Below are 16,720 nucleotides of genomic sequence, written 5' to 3'. Positions count from 1 at the left end.
CTGCTGTGTCAAGGGTGCACGCGGTCAGGGTAACCGCGCGGCACCAACCCCGGTGGGGGTGTCCCACGTGGCGGACTGCATTCTGTGCGCGGGCGTCTGCCAGGGGTGTCCTGGTCGACGGAGGCCTGAACAGTTGCCCAACCATGCACAAGGTCGACATCGACCGATACTGTTCAGCATTGTCGAACTACGTCAGCAGGAGGCTGCGCGATGGCACGGAACATCCAGTCGCTCGAACGAGCCGCTGCGATGCTGCGACTCCTGGCGGGCGGCGAGCGCCGGCTGGGCCTTTCGGACGTGGCCAGCTCCCTGGGCCTGGCCAAGGGCACGGCGCACGGGATCCTGCGCACGCTGCAGGCCGAGGGCTTCGTGGAGCAGGACCCCGCCTCGGGCCGCTACCAGCTGGGCGCGGAGCTGCTGCGCCTGGGCAACAGCTATCTGGACGTGCACGAGCTGCGGGCGCGTGCGCTGGTCTGGACGGACGATCTGGCCCGGGCGAGCGGCGAGAGCGTCTACGTGGGCGTTCTCCACAAGAGCGGGGTGCTGATCATGCACCACGTGTTCCGTCCGGACGACAGCCGTCAGGTGCTGGAGGTGGGGGCCATGCAGCCGCTGCACTCCACGGCCCTGGGCAAGGTGCTGTCGGCGTACGACCCGGTCGCCCATACGGAGGCACTGGAGGCGGAGCGCGAGGCGTTCACCCCCCGGACGGTCACGGACGGCGCGGGGTTCGAGCAGGTCCTCGACCTGACCCGGGCGCGCGGCTGGGCCGCGGACGTCGAGGAGACCTGGGAGGGCATCGCCTCGGTGGCGGCGCCGATCCACGACCGGCGCCGGATGCCGGTGGGCGCGGTGGCGGTCGCGGGGGCCGTGGAGCGGGTCTGCGGGGAGTCCGGGGAGCCCCGGGCGAGCCTCGTGGCGTCCGTACGGGACTGTGCGCGCTCTGTTTCACGCGACCTCGGCGCGGGCCGGTTCTAAGCCCCTTCCAGCGACTTCCGGCCACTACCTGGCTGCTTTCTGCCCTCTTTTCGCCATATCCCGGCCATCCGATGGCCGAGTTTGGCTGATCGCACCTAGTGGTAACGATCCGACACTTTGGCCTGGCCGACCCTTGACGCGTTCTTCACCTGGGCGGAAAACTGCCGTTCATCGGTCGGCATTGTCGAACACCTACCGGCAATACGCGTTAGGGTGTGACAAGGCCAAGGACCGGTGAAGCACTCACCGAGTGCGCGGCACCGGACGGGACCCGGTGTCCGCCCACCCCTGCAAGGCAAAGGAGTCGCAGGTGTCCACCTCCGACATCTTCATCGGCGAGACCATCGGTACCGCCCTGCTCACCCTGCTCGGCGGTGGCGTCTGCGCCGCCGTGACGCTCAAGAGCTCCAAGGCCCGGAACGCAGGCTGGCTCGCGATCACGTTCGGCTGGGGTTTCGCCGTCCTGATCGCCGCCTACGTTTCCGCCCCGCTCTCCGGTGCGCACCTCAACCCGGCGGTCACCGTCGGCCTGGCCATCAAGAACGGCGACTGGAGCGACGTTCCGGTCTACTTCGCCGGACAGCTGCTCGGCGCCATGCTCGGCGCGGTCCTGATGTGGGTCACCTACTACGGACAGTTCCGGGTGCACCTCTCGGACCCGGAGCACATCCGTGACGCCAAGCTCGGCCCGGAGGACCCGCACCCGCACGACCAGGCCGGCCCGGTCCTCGGTGTGTTCTCCACCGGACCCGAGATCCGCAACGTCGTCCAGAACCTCGTGACCGAGATAATCGGTACGGCCGTCCTGGTCCTGGCGATCCTGACCCAGGGCCTCCAGGACGGCGGCAAGGGCCTCGGCGTCATCGGCGTCCTGATCACCTCCTTCGTCGTCGTCGGCATCGGCCTCTCGCTCGGCGGCCCGACCGGCTACGCCATCAACCCGGTCCGCGACCTCGGTCCGCGCATCGTCCACGCCCTGCTGCCGCTGCCCAACAAGGGCGGCTCCGACTGGGGATACTCCTGGATCCCGGTGGTCGGCCCGCTCGTCGGTGCCGCCCTCGCCGGTGGTCTGTACAACATCGCGTTCGCCTGATCAGCATCGGTACGTATCGCAAGATCCGCACTGCCCACCTGATTCCGCCTACCTAGACCTGCCAGGAGCAGCCACATGACCAGCAGCAGCACTCGTTCCCACGGCGCAGGGCCGTTCATCGCCGCGATCGACCAGGGCACCACCTCCTCGCGCTGCATCGTCTTCGACCGCGACGGCCGCATCGTCGCCGTCGACCAGAAGGAGCACGAGCAGATCTTCCCGAAGCCGGGCTGGGTCGAGCACGACGCCGCCGAGATCTGGACCAACGTCCAGGAGGTCGTGGCCGGGGCCATCGCCAAGGCCGAGATCACCGCCGCCGACGTCAAGGCGATCGGCATCACCAACCAGCGCGAGACCACCGTCCTTTGGGACAAGAACACCGGCGAGCCGGTGCACAACGCGCTGGTCTGGCAGGACACCCGCACCGATGCCCTGTGCAAGGAGCTCGGCCGCAACGTCGGCCAGGACCGCTTCCGCCGCGAGACCGGCCTGCCGCTGGCGAGCTACTTCGCCGGCCCCAAGGCCCGCTGGCTGCTCGACAACGTCGAGGGCCTGCGTGCGCGCGCCGAGGCCGGCGACATCCTCTTCGGCACCATGGACTCCTGGGTCATCTGGAACCTCACCGGTGGCGCCCAGGGCGGTGTGCACGTCACGGACGTCACCAACGCCTCGCGCACCATGCTGATGAACCTCCACACCCTGGAGTGGGACGCCAAGATCGCGGAGTCCATGGAGGTTCCGCTCGACATCCTCCCCGAGATCAAGTCCTCCGCCGAGGTCTACGGCCACGTCAAGGACGGCGTCCTCGCCGGTGTCCCGGTCGCCTCGGCGCTCGGTGACCAGCAGGCCGCCCTCTTCGGCCAGACCTGTTTCGCCGAGGGCGAGGCGAAGTCCACGTACGGCACCGGCACGTTCATGCTGATGAACACCGGCGACAAGGTCATCAACTCCTACAGCGGCCTGCTGACCACGGTCGGCTACAAGATCGGCGACCAGAAGCCGGTCTACGCGCTGGAGGGCTCCATCGCCGTCACCGGCTCGCTCGTCCAGTGGATGCGCGACCAGATGGGCATGATCAAGACCGCGGCCGAGATCGAGACCCTCGCGCTCTCGGTCGAGGACAACGGCGGCGCCTACTTCGTGCCGGCCTTCTCCGGCCTGTTCGCCCCGTACTGGCGCTCCGACGCCCGCGGTGTGATCGCCGGCCTCACCCGGTACGTCACCAAGGCGCACATCGCCCGTGCCGTCCTGGAGGCCACCGCCTGGCAGACCCGCGAGATCACCGACGCCATGACCAAGGACTCGGGCGTCGAGCTCGCGGCCCTCAAGGTCGACGGCGGCATGACCTCCAACAACCTGCTGATGCAGACCCTCTCCGACTTCGTGGACGCCCCCGTGGTCCGTCCCATGGTCGCGGAGACCACCTGCCTCGGCGCCGCCTACGCCGCCGGCCTGGCCGTCGGCTTCTGGCCCGACACCGACGCCCTGCGCGCCAACTGGCGCCGCGCGGCCGAGTGGACCCCGCGGATGCCTGCAGAGCAGCGCGACCGCGAGTACAAGAGCTGGCTCAAGGCCGTGGAGCGGTCCATGGGCTGGGTCGACGACGAAGACGCCAGCTGACGCACCAGCTGAGTCAATCGACGAGGAGCTAAGAGATATGAGCAGCCTGCAGAGCGTTCCCACTCTGGGCACGCACCCGACAGCCGGTTCGAACGCGAGCCGCGCCGAGACCCGTGAGCAGCTGGCCAAGGCCACGTACGACCTGCTGGTCATCGGCGGTGGAATCCTGGGCACCTCGGTGGCCTGGCACGCCGCGCAGTCGGGTCTGCGGGTTGCCATGGTGGACGCCGGCGACTTCGCCGGCGCCACCTCCTCGGCCTCCTCCAAGCTCGTCCACGGCGGCCTGCGCTACCTGCAGACCGGCGCGGTCAAGCTGGTCGCCGAGAACCACCACGAGCGCCGGGTGCTGGCCAAGGACGTGGCCCCGCACCTGGTCAATCCGCTCACCTTCTACCTGCCGGTCTACAAGGGCGGACCGGTCGGTGCGGCCAAGCTGGGCGCGGGCGTCTTCGCCTACTCCGCCCTCTCGGCCTTCGGCGACGGCATGGGCAAGGTCATATCCCCGGCCCGTGCCGCCGCCGACAACCCTGGCCTGAAGACGGACAACCTGAAGGCCGTCGCGGTCTACTACGACCACCAGATGAACGACTCCCGCGTCGCCGTGATGACGGTCCGCGCGGCCGTCGAGTCGGGCGCCGTCGTCCTCAACCACGCCGAGGTCACCGGCCTGCGCATGACGCGCGGCCGGGTCACCGGCGCCGAGCTCAAGGACCGCCTCGACGGCACCGAGTTCGGCGTCGACGCGCGCGTCGTGCTCAACGCCACCGGCCCGTGGGTGGACCACCTGCGGCGCATGGAAGACAAGCACTCGATGCCGTCGATCCGCCTCTCCAAGGGCGCGCACATCGTCATGAAGCGCAAGTCGCCGTGGAAGGCCGCCATGGCCACCCCGATCGACAAGTACCGCATCACCTTCGCCCTCCCGTGGGAGGACCAGCTGCTGCTCGGCACCACCGACGAGGTGTACGAGGGCGACCCGGCGGACGTGCGCGCCACCGAGTCCGACATCCAGCAGATCCTGGACGAGGCCGCGTTCTCGGTGAAGGACGCGGACCTCGACCGCTCGCTGATGACGTACGCCTTCGCCGGCCTGCGGGTGCTGCCCGGCGGCCCCGGCGGCGTCGAGAAGGCCAAGCGCGAGACCGTCGTCTCCGAGGGCGCCGGCGGCATGCTGTCGGTGGCCGGCGGCAAGTGGACGACGTACCGGCACATCGGCCGCGTGGTCATGGACAAGCTGGCCAAGCTGCCCGGCAGCCCGCTCACCGACGACATGGAGCCGGTGAAGTCGCTCGTACGCCGGGTGCCGCTGCCCGGCGTCGCCAACCCGAACGCCGTCGCGCACCGCCTGCTGGTGGACCGCGAGCCCGGCACGCGGATGGACCCGCTCACCGCCCGCCACCTGGCCTCGCACTACGGCTCGCTGGCCTTCGACATCGCGCGCCTCGCGAACGAGGACCCGGCGCTGGCCGAGCGGATCCACCCGGACGGCCCGGAGATCTGGGCGCAGGTCGCCTACGCCCGTGACAACGAGTGGGCCGAGACGGTCGACGACGTGCTGCGCCGCCGCACCACGGTGACGGTCCGCGGCCTGGACGACGACTCCGTGCGCGCGCGGGTCGAGGAGATGCTGAGCCGCAAGGCATAGCTGCCGCGCAGGTGGGGAAGAGGGGCGGTTCCGAGGGGAACCGCCCCTCTGTCGTGGGCTGTGGCTGGTGTCGTCTCAAGGCTTAGGCTGACCCACGTACGCAAGGAACTTCGGAAGGAGACCTGGGTGATCGAGCTTGAGGGCGTGCCCGAGCTGATCGACCCGGTCATGGTGGCCGCGTTCGAGGGCTGGAACGACGCGGGTGACGCGGCCTCCGGTGCGGTCGCGCACCTGGACCGGGAGTGGAAGGGCGAGGTCTTCGCGGCGCTGGACGCCGAGGACTACTACGACTTCCAGGTCAACCGGCCGACGGTGTGGCTGGACAACGGGGTACGGAAGATCACGTGGCCGACGACGAGGCTGTCGGTGGTCCGGATCGGCGGCGCGAAGCCGCGTGACCTCGTCCTCGTACGGGGCATCGAACCGTCCATGCGGTGGCGGTCGTTCTGCAACGAGATCCTGGGCTTCGCACACGAACTGGGCGTGGAGATGGTGGTGATCCTGGGCGCCCTGCTCGGGGACACCCCGCACACGCGGCCGGTGCCGGTCAGCGGGGTCACCTCGGACCCGGACCTGGCGCGCACGATGGACCTGGAGGAGACGAAGTACGAGGGTCCGACGGGGATCGTGGGCATCCTCCAGGAGGCCTGCACGCATGCCGGAGTGCCGGCGGTGTCCCTGTGGGCGGCGGTCCCGCACTACGTCTCCCAGCCGCCGAACCCGAAGGCGACGCTGGCCCTGCTGAACCGGCTGGAGGACCTGATCGACATCCGGATCCCGCTGGGCGAACTCCCGGAGGACGCGCGGGCGTGGCAGCTCGGCGTGGACCAACTGGCCGCGGAGGACAGCGAGGTGGCGGAGTACGTCCAGACGCTGGAGGAGGCGCGGGACACGGCGGACCTGCCGGAGGCGTCGGGCGACGCCATCGCCCGGGAGTTCGAGCGGTACCTGCGGCGCCGTGACCCGGCGGGGCCCCCGGCCGAGGCGGGCGACGGCTCGTACCTCCGCGACACGAGCAGCGGCCTGACCCGCCCCCCGAAGCGCAAGCCGGACCCGGCGGGCGAGGAGCCGCCGGCCCCGGACGAGGACGACACGCCTCCCGAGGCGTAGCCGGCCGGCCCTGAACGCAGCGATGCCCCCTGCCCGGAAGGACAGGGGGCATCGGCAGCTTCGGCTGCGGCGGATTACAGGGCCACGCCCAGGAGGGCGTCGACCGTGCGCGAGACCAGGCCCGGCGCGGACTCGTCGTCCCCGTCGGAGGCGTTCTGGGCGTCCACCCAGCGGTCCACCGCCGCCAGCGCGGCCGGCGCGTCCAGGTCGTTCGCCAGCGCCTCGCGGACCTCCTCGACGAGCGCGTCCGCCGGCAGGCCGTCCGGCCGGGACACGGCCGCGCGCCAGCGCTCCAGGCGGGCCACCGCCTGCTCGAGGACCTCGTCCGTCCACTCCCAGTCGGCCCGGTAGTGGTGCGAGAGCAGGGCGAGGCGGATCGCAGCCGGGTCCACCCCGGCGCGCCGCAGCGCGGAGACGAAGACCAGGTTGCCCTTCGACTTCGACATCTTCTCGCCGTGCAGCGCGACCATGCCCGCGTGCACGTACGCCTTGGCCATCGGGAACTCGCCCGTCAGCACCTGCGCGTGCGAGGCGCCCATCTCGTGGTGCGGGAACGCCAGGTCGGAGCCTCCGCCCTGGATGTCGAAGCCCATGCCCAGGTGGTCCAGGGCGATGGCGACGCACTCGATGTGCCAGCCGGGCCGGCCGGGGCCCAGGGAGGCGCCGTCCCAGCTCGGCTCGCCCGGGCGCGCCGCCATCCACAGCATCGGGTCCAGCGGGTTCTTCTTCCCCGGGCGCTCCGGGTCACCGCCGCGCTCCGCGGACAGCAGCCGCATCGCCTCGGCGTCCAGGTTGGAGACCTTGCCGAAGTTCGCGTCGGACTCGACCGAGAAGTAGACGTCGCCGTCCAGCTCGTACGCCGCGCCGGCGTCGCGCAGCCGCTCCACCAGCGGCACGATGCCCGGTATGGCCTCGACGGCGCCGATGTACTGCTGCGGGGGCAGCATCCGCAGGGCGGTCATGTCCTCGCGGAAGAGGGCCGTCTCGCGCTCCGCGAGCTCGGTCCAGTCCAGGTTGTCGCGCAGCGCCCGCTCCAGCAGCGGATCGTCCACGTCCGTGACGTTCTGGACGTAGTGGACCTGCCGCTTGGTGTCGAGCCACACGCGTTGCACGAGGTCGAACGCGTTGTAGGTCGCCGCGTGACCGATGTGGGTCGCGTCGTACGGGGTGATGCCGCAGACGTAGATACGGGCGACGGGACCGGGGGCGAGGGTGATCGTCCCCTGGGTCGCGGTGTCGTGGATCTGGAGGTCGCGGCCCTTGCCAGGCAGGGCGGGGACCTCAGAAGCGGGCCAGGCATGCATGTCTCGAGCCTAACCGGACGCCTGTTCCGAAAACGAACCGGACCTGCACTGTTGGCTTGATCAGCACTCTTGCGATCTGGCCGGTTCTGTGCGTTCCCGGTCCGTCCGGTTCAGACCGGCGGCCAGGGGATCGCGGGCCACTGCCCTGACGGCTGCGGATGCACCCCGGTGCGCAGCAGATGGGCCACCCGGGCCCGTACGGCGGCCAGCTCGACCGGTGTGATCAGTTCGGCCAGCCGGGTGGCCAGCGGCTCCCCGTCGGCCAGCAGGGCCGCCAGCGAGGCCAGCACCTCGCGCGCCTCGTCGGTCAGCGGTTCGCCCGCCCAGCCCCACAGCAGGGTCCGCAGCTTGTCCTCGCGGTGGAAGGTCACCCCGTGGTCGATGCCGTAGAGCCGCCCGTCGGGCGCGGGCAGCAGGTGGCCGCCCTTGCGGTCGCCGTTGTTGATCACGGCGTCGAGGACGGCGAGCCGGCGCAGCCGCGGGTCGTCGGCGTGCACGAGCAGCGCGGTGCGCCCCTCCCCGACGTCGGCGAGGGCGACCGGCTTCCAGCCCTCCCCCGCCTCCTCGCCCTCGACGAGGGCCAGCAGGCCGCTCTCGTCCGACTCCTCGGCGCCTTCCGGCGCGTCCTCGGCGGGCGTGGACGCGATCCACAGCTGGACCATGCCCTCGCCGTACGGCCCGTCGCGCAGCACGGTCGGCGGCACCAGGCCCCATCCCATGGCCTCGGAGACCAGGTAGGCGGCGACCTCCCGCTGCGCGAGGTTCCCGTCCGGGAAGTCCCACAGCGGGCGCTCCCCCTTGACCGGCTTGTACACGCAGTCGGCGCTGGCGTCCCCGTACGTCACCGTGCACAGCAGCACGGCGTTGGACGCCTCGCGGATGCGGCCGACGACCGTCAGCTCGCCCTTGGCGAGCAGCTCCTCAAGTTCCCCCGTGGCGGTCACACCTGGCGCCGGTAGCCGTTCTGGCGCGGGCACACGTGGCCCTCGGGATCCAGCGGCAGGCTGCACAGCGGGCACGGCGGGCGGCCGGCGTTGACCACGTCCAGGGCCCGCTTGGCGAAGGCCCGGGCCTGGGCGCCGGTGAGGCGGACCCGCAGCATCGGCGGGCCGTTCTCCTCGTCCTGGAGCAGCCGCTCCTCCGCCTCGGCGAGATCCTCCTCCGAGTCGGCCTCGAGCTCCACCAGGGCCTGCGCCTCGACGATCATCCGCTGTTCCTCGCCGTCCCAGGCCAGGGCCATGGTGCCGACGCGGAACTCCTCGTCGACCGGGACGTCCAGCGGCGCGGTGTCGGCGGCCTCGGCGGGGGCGACGGCCGGGACCGGGGCATTGCCGCCGGTACGCCGTACGACCTCGTCCAACAGCTCGTCCATCCGCTCGGCCAGCGCAGCGACCTGGGTCTTCTCCAGGGAGACGCTGGTGACGCGGGGGCCGGACGATGCCTGCAGGAAGAACGTACGGCGTCCCGGAAGGCCGACCGTGCCGGCCACGAAGCGGTCCGGCGGATCGTAGAGGAACACCTGACGGGGCACGTCCAGTCTCCAAGTCTCGGCGGCAGTGGAAGGGCTGCACGCGTGTGGCTGCTCTTGTGGCTGTGCTTCTGGCTGGCATCCGGCGGCCTCGCGGAGCCGTGCTCGCCCCGCCGGGTCGTTTATTTGGGCCAGTCCACCCTACTGCGCCGTTCGATCACGCCGCGCCCGCGCCGCCCCCCACGACGGCGTTCCCGCCGTCTTCGGTCGCGCTTTCGAATGTTTCCGTTTCCGCCGCGGCCGCGTCCGGTGCACGGGCCGGGCGCGGGGCGAGCGAGCCGAAGTCCCCGGTGTCGCCGAGCCGGAGCAGGAACGGGCGTGTCGGGGTGTAGCGGACGGCCGTGACCGAGCAGGGGTCCACGTGGATGCGCTGGAAGAGGTCCAGGTGCATGCCCAGGGCGTCCGCGACAAGGGACTTGATGACGTCCCCGTGCGAGCACATGAGGAAGACGGCGTCGCTCCCGTGCTCCTCCTCGATCCGCGCGTTCCACTCCCGTACGGCGTCCACGGCGCGCGCCTGCATGGCGCGCATGGACTCCCCGCCCGGGAAGGCGGCGGCCGAGGGGTGCTGTTGGACGATCTTCATCAGCGGTTCATCGCCCAGCTCCGAGAGTTTGCGGTTCGACCAGTCGCCGTAGTGGCATTCGCCGATCCGCTCGTCGGTGTGCAGCGCCAGCTCCGGGCGCGCGGCGAGCAGCGGGGCGAGGGTCTCCCGGCAGCGCTGCAGCGGGCTGCTGACGGCTGCGGCGAGCGGCACCGCGGCCAGCCGCCCGGGCAGCGCCGCCGCCTGCTCGGCGCCGCGCTCGTCGAGGGCCACGCCCGGCGTCCATCCGGCGAGCAGCCCTGCGGTGTTGGCGGTGGACCGCCCGTGTCGTACGAGGATCAGCGTGGCCATGACGCAAAGCCTAGGGGGTGTCGGCCGGAAGCAGGGGGCGCGGTGCCCGTCGGGTGCGGGCCGGGCGCGGGCAGGGGAGAATGCCCCTCGTGATTGTCGACTGCGCCATGTACCGGGACGGCCGCCGCTCCCCTGCGCCCGAGGACCTCTCGGACGCTCTCGACGAGGCGCGGGCGAGCGGCGACGCCTTCCTCTGGATCGGCATGTACGAGCCGACGGAGGAGGAATTCGAGCACGTCAGCCACGAGTTCCGGCTGCACAAGCTGGCGGTGGAGGACGCGCTGATGGCGCACCAGCGCCCCAAGCTCGAGGTGTACGACGACTCACTGTTCGTCGTCCTCAAGCCGGTGATGTACGACGAGGACACCGACACGGTGACCGCGGGCGAGCTGATGCTCTTCATCGGCGACTCCTTCGTGGTCACGGTCAGGCACGGGGAGGGGGCCGCGCTGAGCGCCGTGCGCCAGCGGCTGGAGCACGAGCCGGAGGTCCTGCGCCACGGCCCGACGGCGGTCCTGTACGCGGTGTCCGATGCGGTGGTCGACCACTACATCGAGGTCGCGGCCGAGCTCCAGGCCGACCTGGAGGAGGTGGAGGCCGAGGTCTTCGCGCCGAACGCCACGGACACGAAGAACACCGCCGCGCGGATCTACGGCTTCAAGCGGCAGGTGCTGGAGTTCCGCCGGGCGACGAACCCGCTGCTCCAGCCGATGGAACGCCTCGCCTTCGGGAACGTGCCGTTCGTGCACGAGCACGCGCAGCCGTTCTTCCGCGACGTCGCCGACCACCTGACCAGGGCGAGCGAGTACATCGAGGGCCTGGACCGGCTGCTGTCGGACGCGCTGGCGGCGCACCTGGCGCAGATGGGCGTCCGGCAGAACGACGACATGCGCAAGATCTCGGCCTGGGCGGCGATGGCGGCCGTCCCGACGATGGTGGCGGGGATCTACGGGATGAACTTCGACCACATGTGGGAGCTGCGGCAGCCCTGGGGCTATCCGGTGGTGGTGCTGGTGATGGTGGGCGTCTGTCTGGGCCTGCACCGCATGTTCAAGTCCCGCGGCTGGCTGTAGCCGGCCCGGGGGCCCGGGAGGCCGCTAGACGAACTCGGGTGCGGCGACCGGTACGCCGCCGAGCGCGTTGCGCCGCTCCGGCAGGTTCAGGCTGATCATCCGGTGCCAGCCGGCGAAGCGCTCGTACGCGTACATGCCGCGGATCCCGGCGGCCAGCGCGGCCGCCTTGGCCGCGGGCCAGTGCAGCAGCCGGCCCATGTGGTCCATGACGGCGAGGCTCACGTCCCGGTAGATGGAGATCTCGGCGAGGGCGCTTTCGCGCAGCACCTGCTGGATGGTCCGGCCGTACCCCGCGCGCACGAGGCGGAGCAGCTCCTCGTGGCAGTAGGCCAGGTGGTTCTCCTCGTCGTAGCTGATCATGCGGATGGCCTTGCCGACCTCGGGGTGGTCCCCGAACTGCCGGACGAGCATGACCATCTGGTCGGCGGCGCGCTGTTCGGTGACCCGGCTGTGCGAGAGGTAGACGACGATGTCCCGCTCGGTCAGCGGCTCCGCCCGGCGCAGCTTCTCGTGCGCGAGGCCGATGCCGCGCCGCTCCAGCAGCATCGTGTAGTCGGTCTCGGGCGGCACGGGGACGGCCGGCAGGCCGCGCTTGCGGAGCAGGGCCTGGAAGATCCGGCCGTGCTTGTCCTCGTCGGCGCCGTGCCGGGTGATCTTGGGCGCCAGCTCGCGCATGCTGTCGGGCACCAGGGCCGCGATCCGGGCGTTCTCCCAGCCGCCCTGGGACTCCCCGCTGGCGGCGATGGAGCAGAACAGCTGGAACGAGTCGTCGTTGTCGACGATCTCCTGGAACAGGCTGCGGGCAGAGAGCATGCATCGAGTCAACGGCCGATCCGGGGACCGGGCAACCGAGGGGTCGTGCTGATCGGCCGAATGAACGATGTGAAGGGGTCGGTGCGCGGGCGTAACCCGAAGGGTGCCGTCCGCGTTGTTGCGTGTGTCGGCCGTGGCGGGGAAGACCCCCGAGCCCCCACCACGGCCGCAGGGCGTATTCCTGGTTCTCCCGGTCCCCTACGCCAGGCCGGCGCGCTCCATGGCCTCCGTGCCCGCCCGCAGGGCGGTGATCCGCTCGTCCAGCGTGAACCCGGCCGGGGCGAGCGTGAGAGTGGTGACCCCGGCCTCGGCGTAGGCCCGCATCCCGTCCGCGATCCGCTCGACGGAGCCGAGCAGGGTGGTGGAGTCGATCAGCGAGTGCGGGACCGCCTCGGCGGCGCCCGTCTTGTCGCCCGCCAGGTACTTGTCCTGGATCTCGGCGGCTTCCTTCTCGTAGCCCATGCGCCGGGCGAGCTGGTTGTAGAAGTTCTGCTTGCGGCTGCCCATGCCGCCGACGTACAGGGCCGTGTACGGGCGGAACATGTCGGCGAGGGCGGTCACGTCGTCGCCGACGGCCAGCGGCACGGTCGGGCAGACGTCGAAGCCGTCCATGGTCAGCCCGGCCTTCTCGCGGCCCGCCCGGATGTGGGTGAGCGCGGTGGCCTCCAGGTGCTCGGCGGCCGGGAAGATGAGCAGGGCGCCGTCGGCGATCTCGCCGGTCTGCTCCAGGTTCTTCGGCCCGATGGCGGCGATGTAGAGCGGGATGTGCTCGCGCTCGGGGTGCACGGTGAGCTTGATCGGCTTGCCGGGGCCGCCGGGCAGCGGGAGGGTCCAGTGCTCGCCCTCGTAGCTGAGGCGCTCGCGGGTCATCGCCTTGCGGACGATCTCCACGTACTCCCGGGTGCGGGCCAGCGGCTTGTCGAACTTGACGCCGTACCAGCCCTCGGAGACCTGCGGGCCGGAGACGCCGAGGCCGAGCCGGAAGCGGCCCTTGGTGAGGGAGTCGAGGGTGGCGGCCGTCATGGCGGTCATCGCGGGCTGGCGGGCCGGGATCTGCAGGATCGCGGAGCCGACGTCGATGCGCTCGGTCTGGGCGGCGACCCAGGCGAGCACGGTCGGGGCGTCGGAGCCGTAGGCCTCCGCGGCCCAGCAGACGTCGTAGCCGAGGCGGTCCGCCTCCTGGGCCACGGCGAGGTTGTCGGCGTCCATGCCAGCGCCCCAGTAGCCGAGGTTGATGCCGAGCCGCATGTGTCGTCCCCTTACGGTGTTGCCGGTTTACCGATCAGTAACGTGGGTCTGCGGGGGACTGTAGCGCGCCAGGGCTCCCCGCGTCAGTGCCCCAGTAGTCTCAGCGGTCATGGAGCAGAGGCATCTCGGCCGCACCGGACTGCGCGTGTCCCGGATCGGCCTCGGCACCCTGACCTGGGGCCGTTCCGCGGAGGGACCGGACGAGTCGGGCGCTGCCGAGCAGTTGAAGACGTTCTGGGAGGCGGGCGGCACGCTCGTCGACACCGCCGACGTGTACGGGGGTGGTGAGGCGGAGTACCTCCTGGGGCAGCTGGTGGGCGGGCTGGTCCCCCGTCAGGACCTGGTGATCGCCACCAAGTCGGGCTCCGTACGGGACCCGGACCGCCGGTTCAACGGCTCGCGCGGCCATCTCCTGTCGGCACTGGACGACTCGCTGGCCCGTCTGGGCACGGATTACGTGGACCTCTGGCAGGTCCACGCCTTCGACCCGGGGACCCCGCTGGAGGAGACCCTCCAGGCGCTGGACCTGGCGGTGAGCAGCGGCCGGGTCCGGTACGCGGGGGTGTCGGGCTTCAGCGGCTGGCAGCTGGCGAAGGCGGCGACCTGGCAGCTCGCCGCCCCGGGGGTGCGGACGCGGCTGGCGTCCACGCAGATGGAGTACTCACTGCTCCAGCGGGGCGTGGAGCGCGAGGTCCTCCCGGCGGCGCTGGACCTCGGCGTCGGGCTGCTCCCGTCCTCCCCGCTGGGCCGCGGCGTCCTGACGGGCAAGTACCGGGGCGGCACCCCGGCGGACTCGCGGGGCGCCTCGCCGGCCATGGCGGGCTTCGTGGACCCGTATCTGGACGACGCGGCGAGCCGCATCGTGGACGCGGTGGCGACGGCGGCCCAGGGCCTGGCCGTGACCCCGCTGCAGGTGGCCCTGGCATGGATCCGGGACCGGCCCGGGGTGGTCGCGCCGATCGTCGGGGCGCGGACGTCCGCGCAGCTCAGCGAGGCATTGTCGGTGGAGCCCCTTACCCTTCCCGAGGAGATCTGCCGGGCGCTGGACGATGTGTCGGCGCCGGTGCACCGCTACCCCGACCACGACTGGAGCACCCTGTGAGCACGGACCGCCGAGCCGCATCCGCGGAGGACCCGGCCACCCCCGGCCCCCGTCCCGAGGCGACCGCCCCCACGGAGCCCCCGCAGCCCGCCGACGGGGCAGCCGCCTCCGGAACGGCCGGGAGCGAGGTCGGGGGTCCGGGGGCGGAGCCCACGGTGCCGGGAACGGGCGGGGTGGGGGAAAGCCCCGCAGGGCCCACCCCCGGCGAACCGCACACCGCCCGGCCCCCCGCCGCCGGCTCGGAGCCCGATGCGGATCAGCCGGGCCGGGACGACCCGGCCCAGCCGGGGGCCGACGGCGGCGCCGCGGAGGCGGACTCCCCCACCGAGAAGGGCGAGGCGGCGCCCGCGCTCAGCGAGGCCGAGGCCGAGCTGGCCGCCCAGAAGATCGAGCGCGAGCGCATCGCCCGCCGCAAGGCGGAACGGCAGGGACCGGTCGACGCCGGAGCCAAGCTCAGCGGCAAGGCCGCCGACCTGCTGGCCGCCGTACGGGCCGTGGAGAGCGGGGAGAAGCCCTCCCCGGTGTACTTCGACGAAGCCCCGACCGCGCCCCGCAAGCCCGCCGCCCCCGCCGCGCAACCGGCCCCCCGTCCCACACCGCCCCCCGCCCCCGCCCCCACCGCCGCCGGCATCGAAGGCGTGCGCGCCGTACTGGCCCGTGGCGGCGCCCCCGAGGCGCTGGCCGGGCCCGCCGCCACCGCCCTCGGCGAAGACGCCGCGGAGCAGCTCGCGCACGACCCCTGGCGGCTCCTCGCCGTGCCCGGCGTCCGTCCCACCCAGGCCGACGGCTTCGCCCGGGCCCTGCTGGGCCCCGAGGCCGGTCCCGGCGACGAACGGCGTGCCGCCTCCCTCCTGGGCTGGCTGCTGGAGCAGGCCGCGGTCAAGGGGCACACCGCCCTGGAGGCCCCCACCCTGGAGTCCGCCCTCGCCCGGTACGGGGTCCCCGACCCCGCCGCGTCCCTGGAGCAGGCCATCGGCGAGGGCGCCGTCCTCGTCTTCCACGAACCGCTCGGCCCGCCCGTCGCCGAAGGCGAGGAGCAGCCCGTACGCGTCCTCGTCGGCCTCGAGGGGTACGCGCTCGCCGAGGAGAGCCTGGCCGACGGCCTGGCCCGGCTGGCCAACACCTTCGACGACCCGGCGGACTGGGAGAAGGCCGCCACCGGCCCCGGCGCCGACCTCATCCGCGCCGTCTCCGGCCACGGCCTGGTCACCCACACCGGCGGCGAGGCCGCCCGCGCCGAGCCGCAGGCCCTGCTGGCGGCCGCCCGCGAGCTGGGCCTGCGCGTCTGCCTGGCCGCGCACACCCCCGTACAGGGCGCCGTCACCGTGGCCGGGCTGCTCGCCGGGACGGAGGGGCCCGGGCGGGACGCGGACGGGCAGTTCGCGCTGGACCTGCTCGTGGTCCTCGACGCCCCGCAGCTGGACGTGGAGACCGCCGCCGCGCTCGTCGAGTCCGTCCCGGACGGGGCCCGGCTCGTGCTGTCCGGGGACCCCGGGGTGTTCGGATCCGCCGGGCCCGGGCGGGTGTTCGGCGATGTGCTGGCGGCCCGCGCCTGCCCGCAGCTGGTCTCCCGCACGCCCGACCCGGGCCCGATCGGCGAGCTGGTCTCCGGGGTCGGGATCGGGGAGCTGAACCAGGTCGACGCCCCCGGCAAGGAGGTCGTCATCGTCCCGGTGCGCGACGCCGGGGAGGCCGTGCACCGCGCGGTGCAGCTGGTGGCCGACTCGGTGCCGCGCGCCTTCGGGATCCCGGCGGACGCCGTGCAGGTGATCACCCCGGGCCACGGCGGCTCGGCGGGCACCCGGGCGCTGAACGCGGCCCTCAAGGAGCGGCTGAACCCGGGCCCCGGCCGGTTCGGCGGCTTCGACCCCGGCGACCGCGTCGTCCACGTGCCCTCGCCCGGGCGGGCGGCGGCGGCCCGGGTGGTGTCGGCCGACGCGCAGGGGCTGCACCTGGACGCCGCGGGCGCGCAGATCGTCGTACCGAAGGAGCAGGTGGAGTCGCAGGTGCGGCACGGCTGGGCGGTGACGGCGCACCAGGCGGTCGGTGCGCGCTGGCCGGCCGTGGTCGTCGTCCTGCCCGGTGACGCGGCCCAGGCCCTTTCCCGGGACTGGGTGTACACGGCGTTCGGCCGGGCCGAACGGCACTTGTCCGTGGTGCACGGCGTCGACCAGGCGCTGCCGCACGCCGTCGCGGAGGTCCTGCCGAAGCCGCGTACGACCCGGCTGACCGGCCTCCTGCGCGCCCTCGCGGCCGCGGCGCAGGACCAGCCGGAGTGACCGGCACGCACCGCGGCCCCCGCCCCGTCGGG

General features: G+C 72.4%; 14 protein-coding genes. 8 read left to right on the top strand and 6 right to left on the bottom strand.

Translation table 11 applies throughout. The annotated features are described in order from the left end of the window. Positions 1–210: 210 nt before the first annotated feature. From AB5J51_RS30650 to AB5J51_RS30630, 5 genes are all read left to right on the top strand, one after another. The gene (locus AB5J51_RS30650; protein ID WP_053785953.1) at positions 211–978 is read left to right on the top strand and encodes an IclR family transcriptional regulator; all 768 of its coding nucleotides are present in this window, start codon (positions 211–213) and stop codon (positions 976–978) included. A gap of 310 nt (positions 979–1,288) precedes the next feature. Continuing rightward, positions 1,289–2,071: an MIP/aquaporin family protein gene (locus AB5J51_RS30645; protein ID WP_030294316.1), complete on the top strand. Its 783-nt coding sequence runs from the start codon at positions 1,289–1,291 to the stop codon at positions 2,069–2,071. A 75-nt stretch (positions 2,072–2,146) separates the two neighbouring features. Next, positions 2,147–3,691 (top strand): glycerol kinase GlpK, encoded by a 1,545-nt coding sequence (glpK, locus tag AB5J51_RS30640; protein ID WP_053785952.1) that lies wholly within the window; start codon positions 2,147–2,149, stop codon positions 3,689–3,691. 37 nt (positions 3,692–3,728) lie between these two features. Further along, the gene (locus tag AB5J51_RS30635; protein ID WP_030294314.1) at positions 3,729–5,336 is read left to right on the top strand and encodes a glycerol-3-phosphate dehydrogenase/oxidase; all 1,608 of its coding nucleotides are present in this window, start codon (positions 3,729–3,731) and stop codon (positions 5,334–5,336) included. A gap of 126 nt (positions 5,337–5,462) precedes the next feature. Further along, positions 5,463–6,446 carry a PAC2 family protein gene (locus tag AB5J51_RS30630; RefSeq protein ID WP_053785951.1) on the top strand — a complete coding sequence of 328 codons (984 nt, stop codon included), beginning with the start codon at positions 5,463–5,465 and terminating at the stop codon, positions 6,444–6,446. A gap of 74 nt (positions 6,447–6,520) precedes the next feature. Here AB5J51_RS30630 and mshC read toward each other — a convergent pair whose 3' ends face one another. The 4 genes from mshC to AB5J51_RS30610 form a co-directional block, all read right to left on the bottom strand. Next, positions 6,521–7,750 carry a cysteine--1-D-myo-inosityl 2-amino-2-deoxy-alpha-D-glucopyranoside ligase gene (gene mshC / locus AB5J51_RS30625; RefSeq protein ID WP_053785950.1) on the bottom strand — a complete coding sequence of 410 codons (1,230 nt, stop codon included), beginning with the start codon at positions 7,748–7,750 and terminating at the stop codon, positions 6,521–6,523. Positions 7,751–7,860: 110 nt separating this feature from the next. Next, the gene (locus AB5J51_RS30620; protein ID WP_133898488.1) at positions 7,861–8,727 is read right to left on the bottom strand and encodes an SCO1664 family protein; all 867 of its coding nucleotides are present in this window, start codon (positions 8,725–8,727) and stop codon (positions 7,861–7,863) included. Further along, the gene (locus AB5J51_RS30615) at positions 8,691–9,281 is read right to left on the bottom strand and encodes a DUF3090 domain-containing protein (RefSeq protein WP_030294308.1); all 591 of its coding nucleotides are present in this window, start codon (positions 9,279–9,281) and stop codon (positions 8,691–8,693) included. Before AB5J51_RS30615 ends, AB5J51_RS30620 begins: the two co-directional genes overlap by 37 nt. Positions 9,282–9,435: 154 nt before the next feature. Further along, entirely contained in the window at positions 9,436–10,173 is a 738-nt protein-coding gene (locus AB5J51_RS30610; protein WP_053785948.1) for a histidine phosphatase family protein, read from the bottom strand. 80 nt (positions 10,174–10,253) lie between these two features. Between AB5J51_RS30610 and AB5J51_RS30605 the strand changes: the two genes are divergently transcribed. Then, entirely contained in the window at positions 10,254–11,246 is a 993-nt protein-coding gene (locus AB5J51_RS30605; RefSeq protein WP_053785947.1) for a magnesium and cobalt transport protein CorA, read from the top strand. Between the two features lie 24 nt (positions 11,247–11,270). Here AB5J51_RS30605 and AB5J51_RS30600 read toward each other — a convergent pair whose 3' ends face one another. Continuing rightward, positions 11,271–12,059, bottom strand: a complete 789-nt coding sequence (locus AB5J51_RS30600) for a ferritin-like domain-containing protein (protein ID WP_369779119.1) — start codon at positions 12,057–12,059, stop codon at positions 11,271–11,273. Positions 12,060–12,257: 198 nt separating this feature from the next. Then, positions 12,258–13,307, bottom strand: coding sequence for an LLM class F420-dependent oxidoreductase (locus tag AB5J51_RS30595; RefSeq protein ID WP_053785945.1), 1,050 nt, complete (start codon positions 13,305–13,307; stop codon positions 12,258–12,260). Positions 13,308–13,416: 109 nt separating this feature from the next. Between AB5J51_RS30595 and AB5J51_RS30590 the strand changes: the two genes are divergently transcribed. Next, positions 13,417–14,409, top strand: coding sequence for an aldo/keto reductase (locus tag AB5J51_RS30590; protein ID WP_030294301.1), 993 nt, complete (start codon positions 13,417–13,419; stop codon positions 14,407–14,409). Then, positions 14,406–16,688, top strand: a complete 2,283-nt coding sequence (locus tag AB5J51_RS30585; protein WP_369779118.1) for a helix-hairpin-helix domain-containing protein — start codon at positions 14,406–14,408, stop codon at positions 16,686–16,688. Before AB5J51_RS30590 ends, AB5J51_RS30585 begins: the two co-directional genes overlap by 4 nt. Positions 16,689–16,720 lie beyond the last annotated feature (32 nt).

The sequence above is a fragment of the Streptomyces sp. R33 genome (genome assembly GCF_041200175.1).
Classification (GTDB): domain Bacteria; phylum Actinomycetota; class Actinomycetes; order Streptomycetales; family Streptomycetaceae; genus Streptomyces; species Streptomyces katrae_B.
The sequence above is the reverse complement of the archived record's forward strand: the minus strand, read 5'-3'. Positions and strand labels throughout refer to the sequence as shown.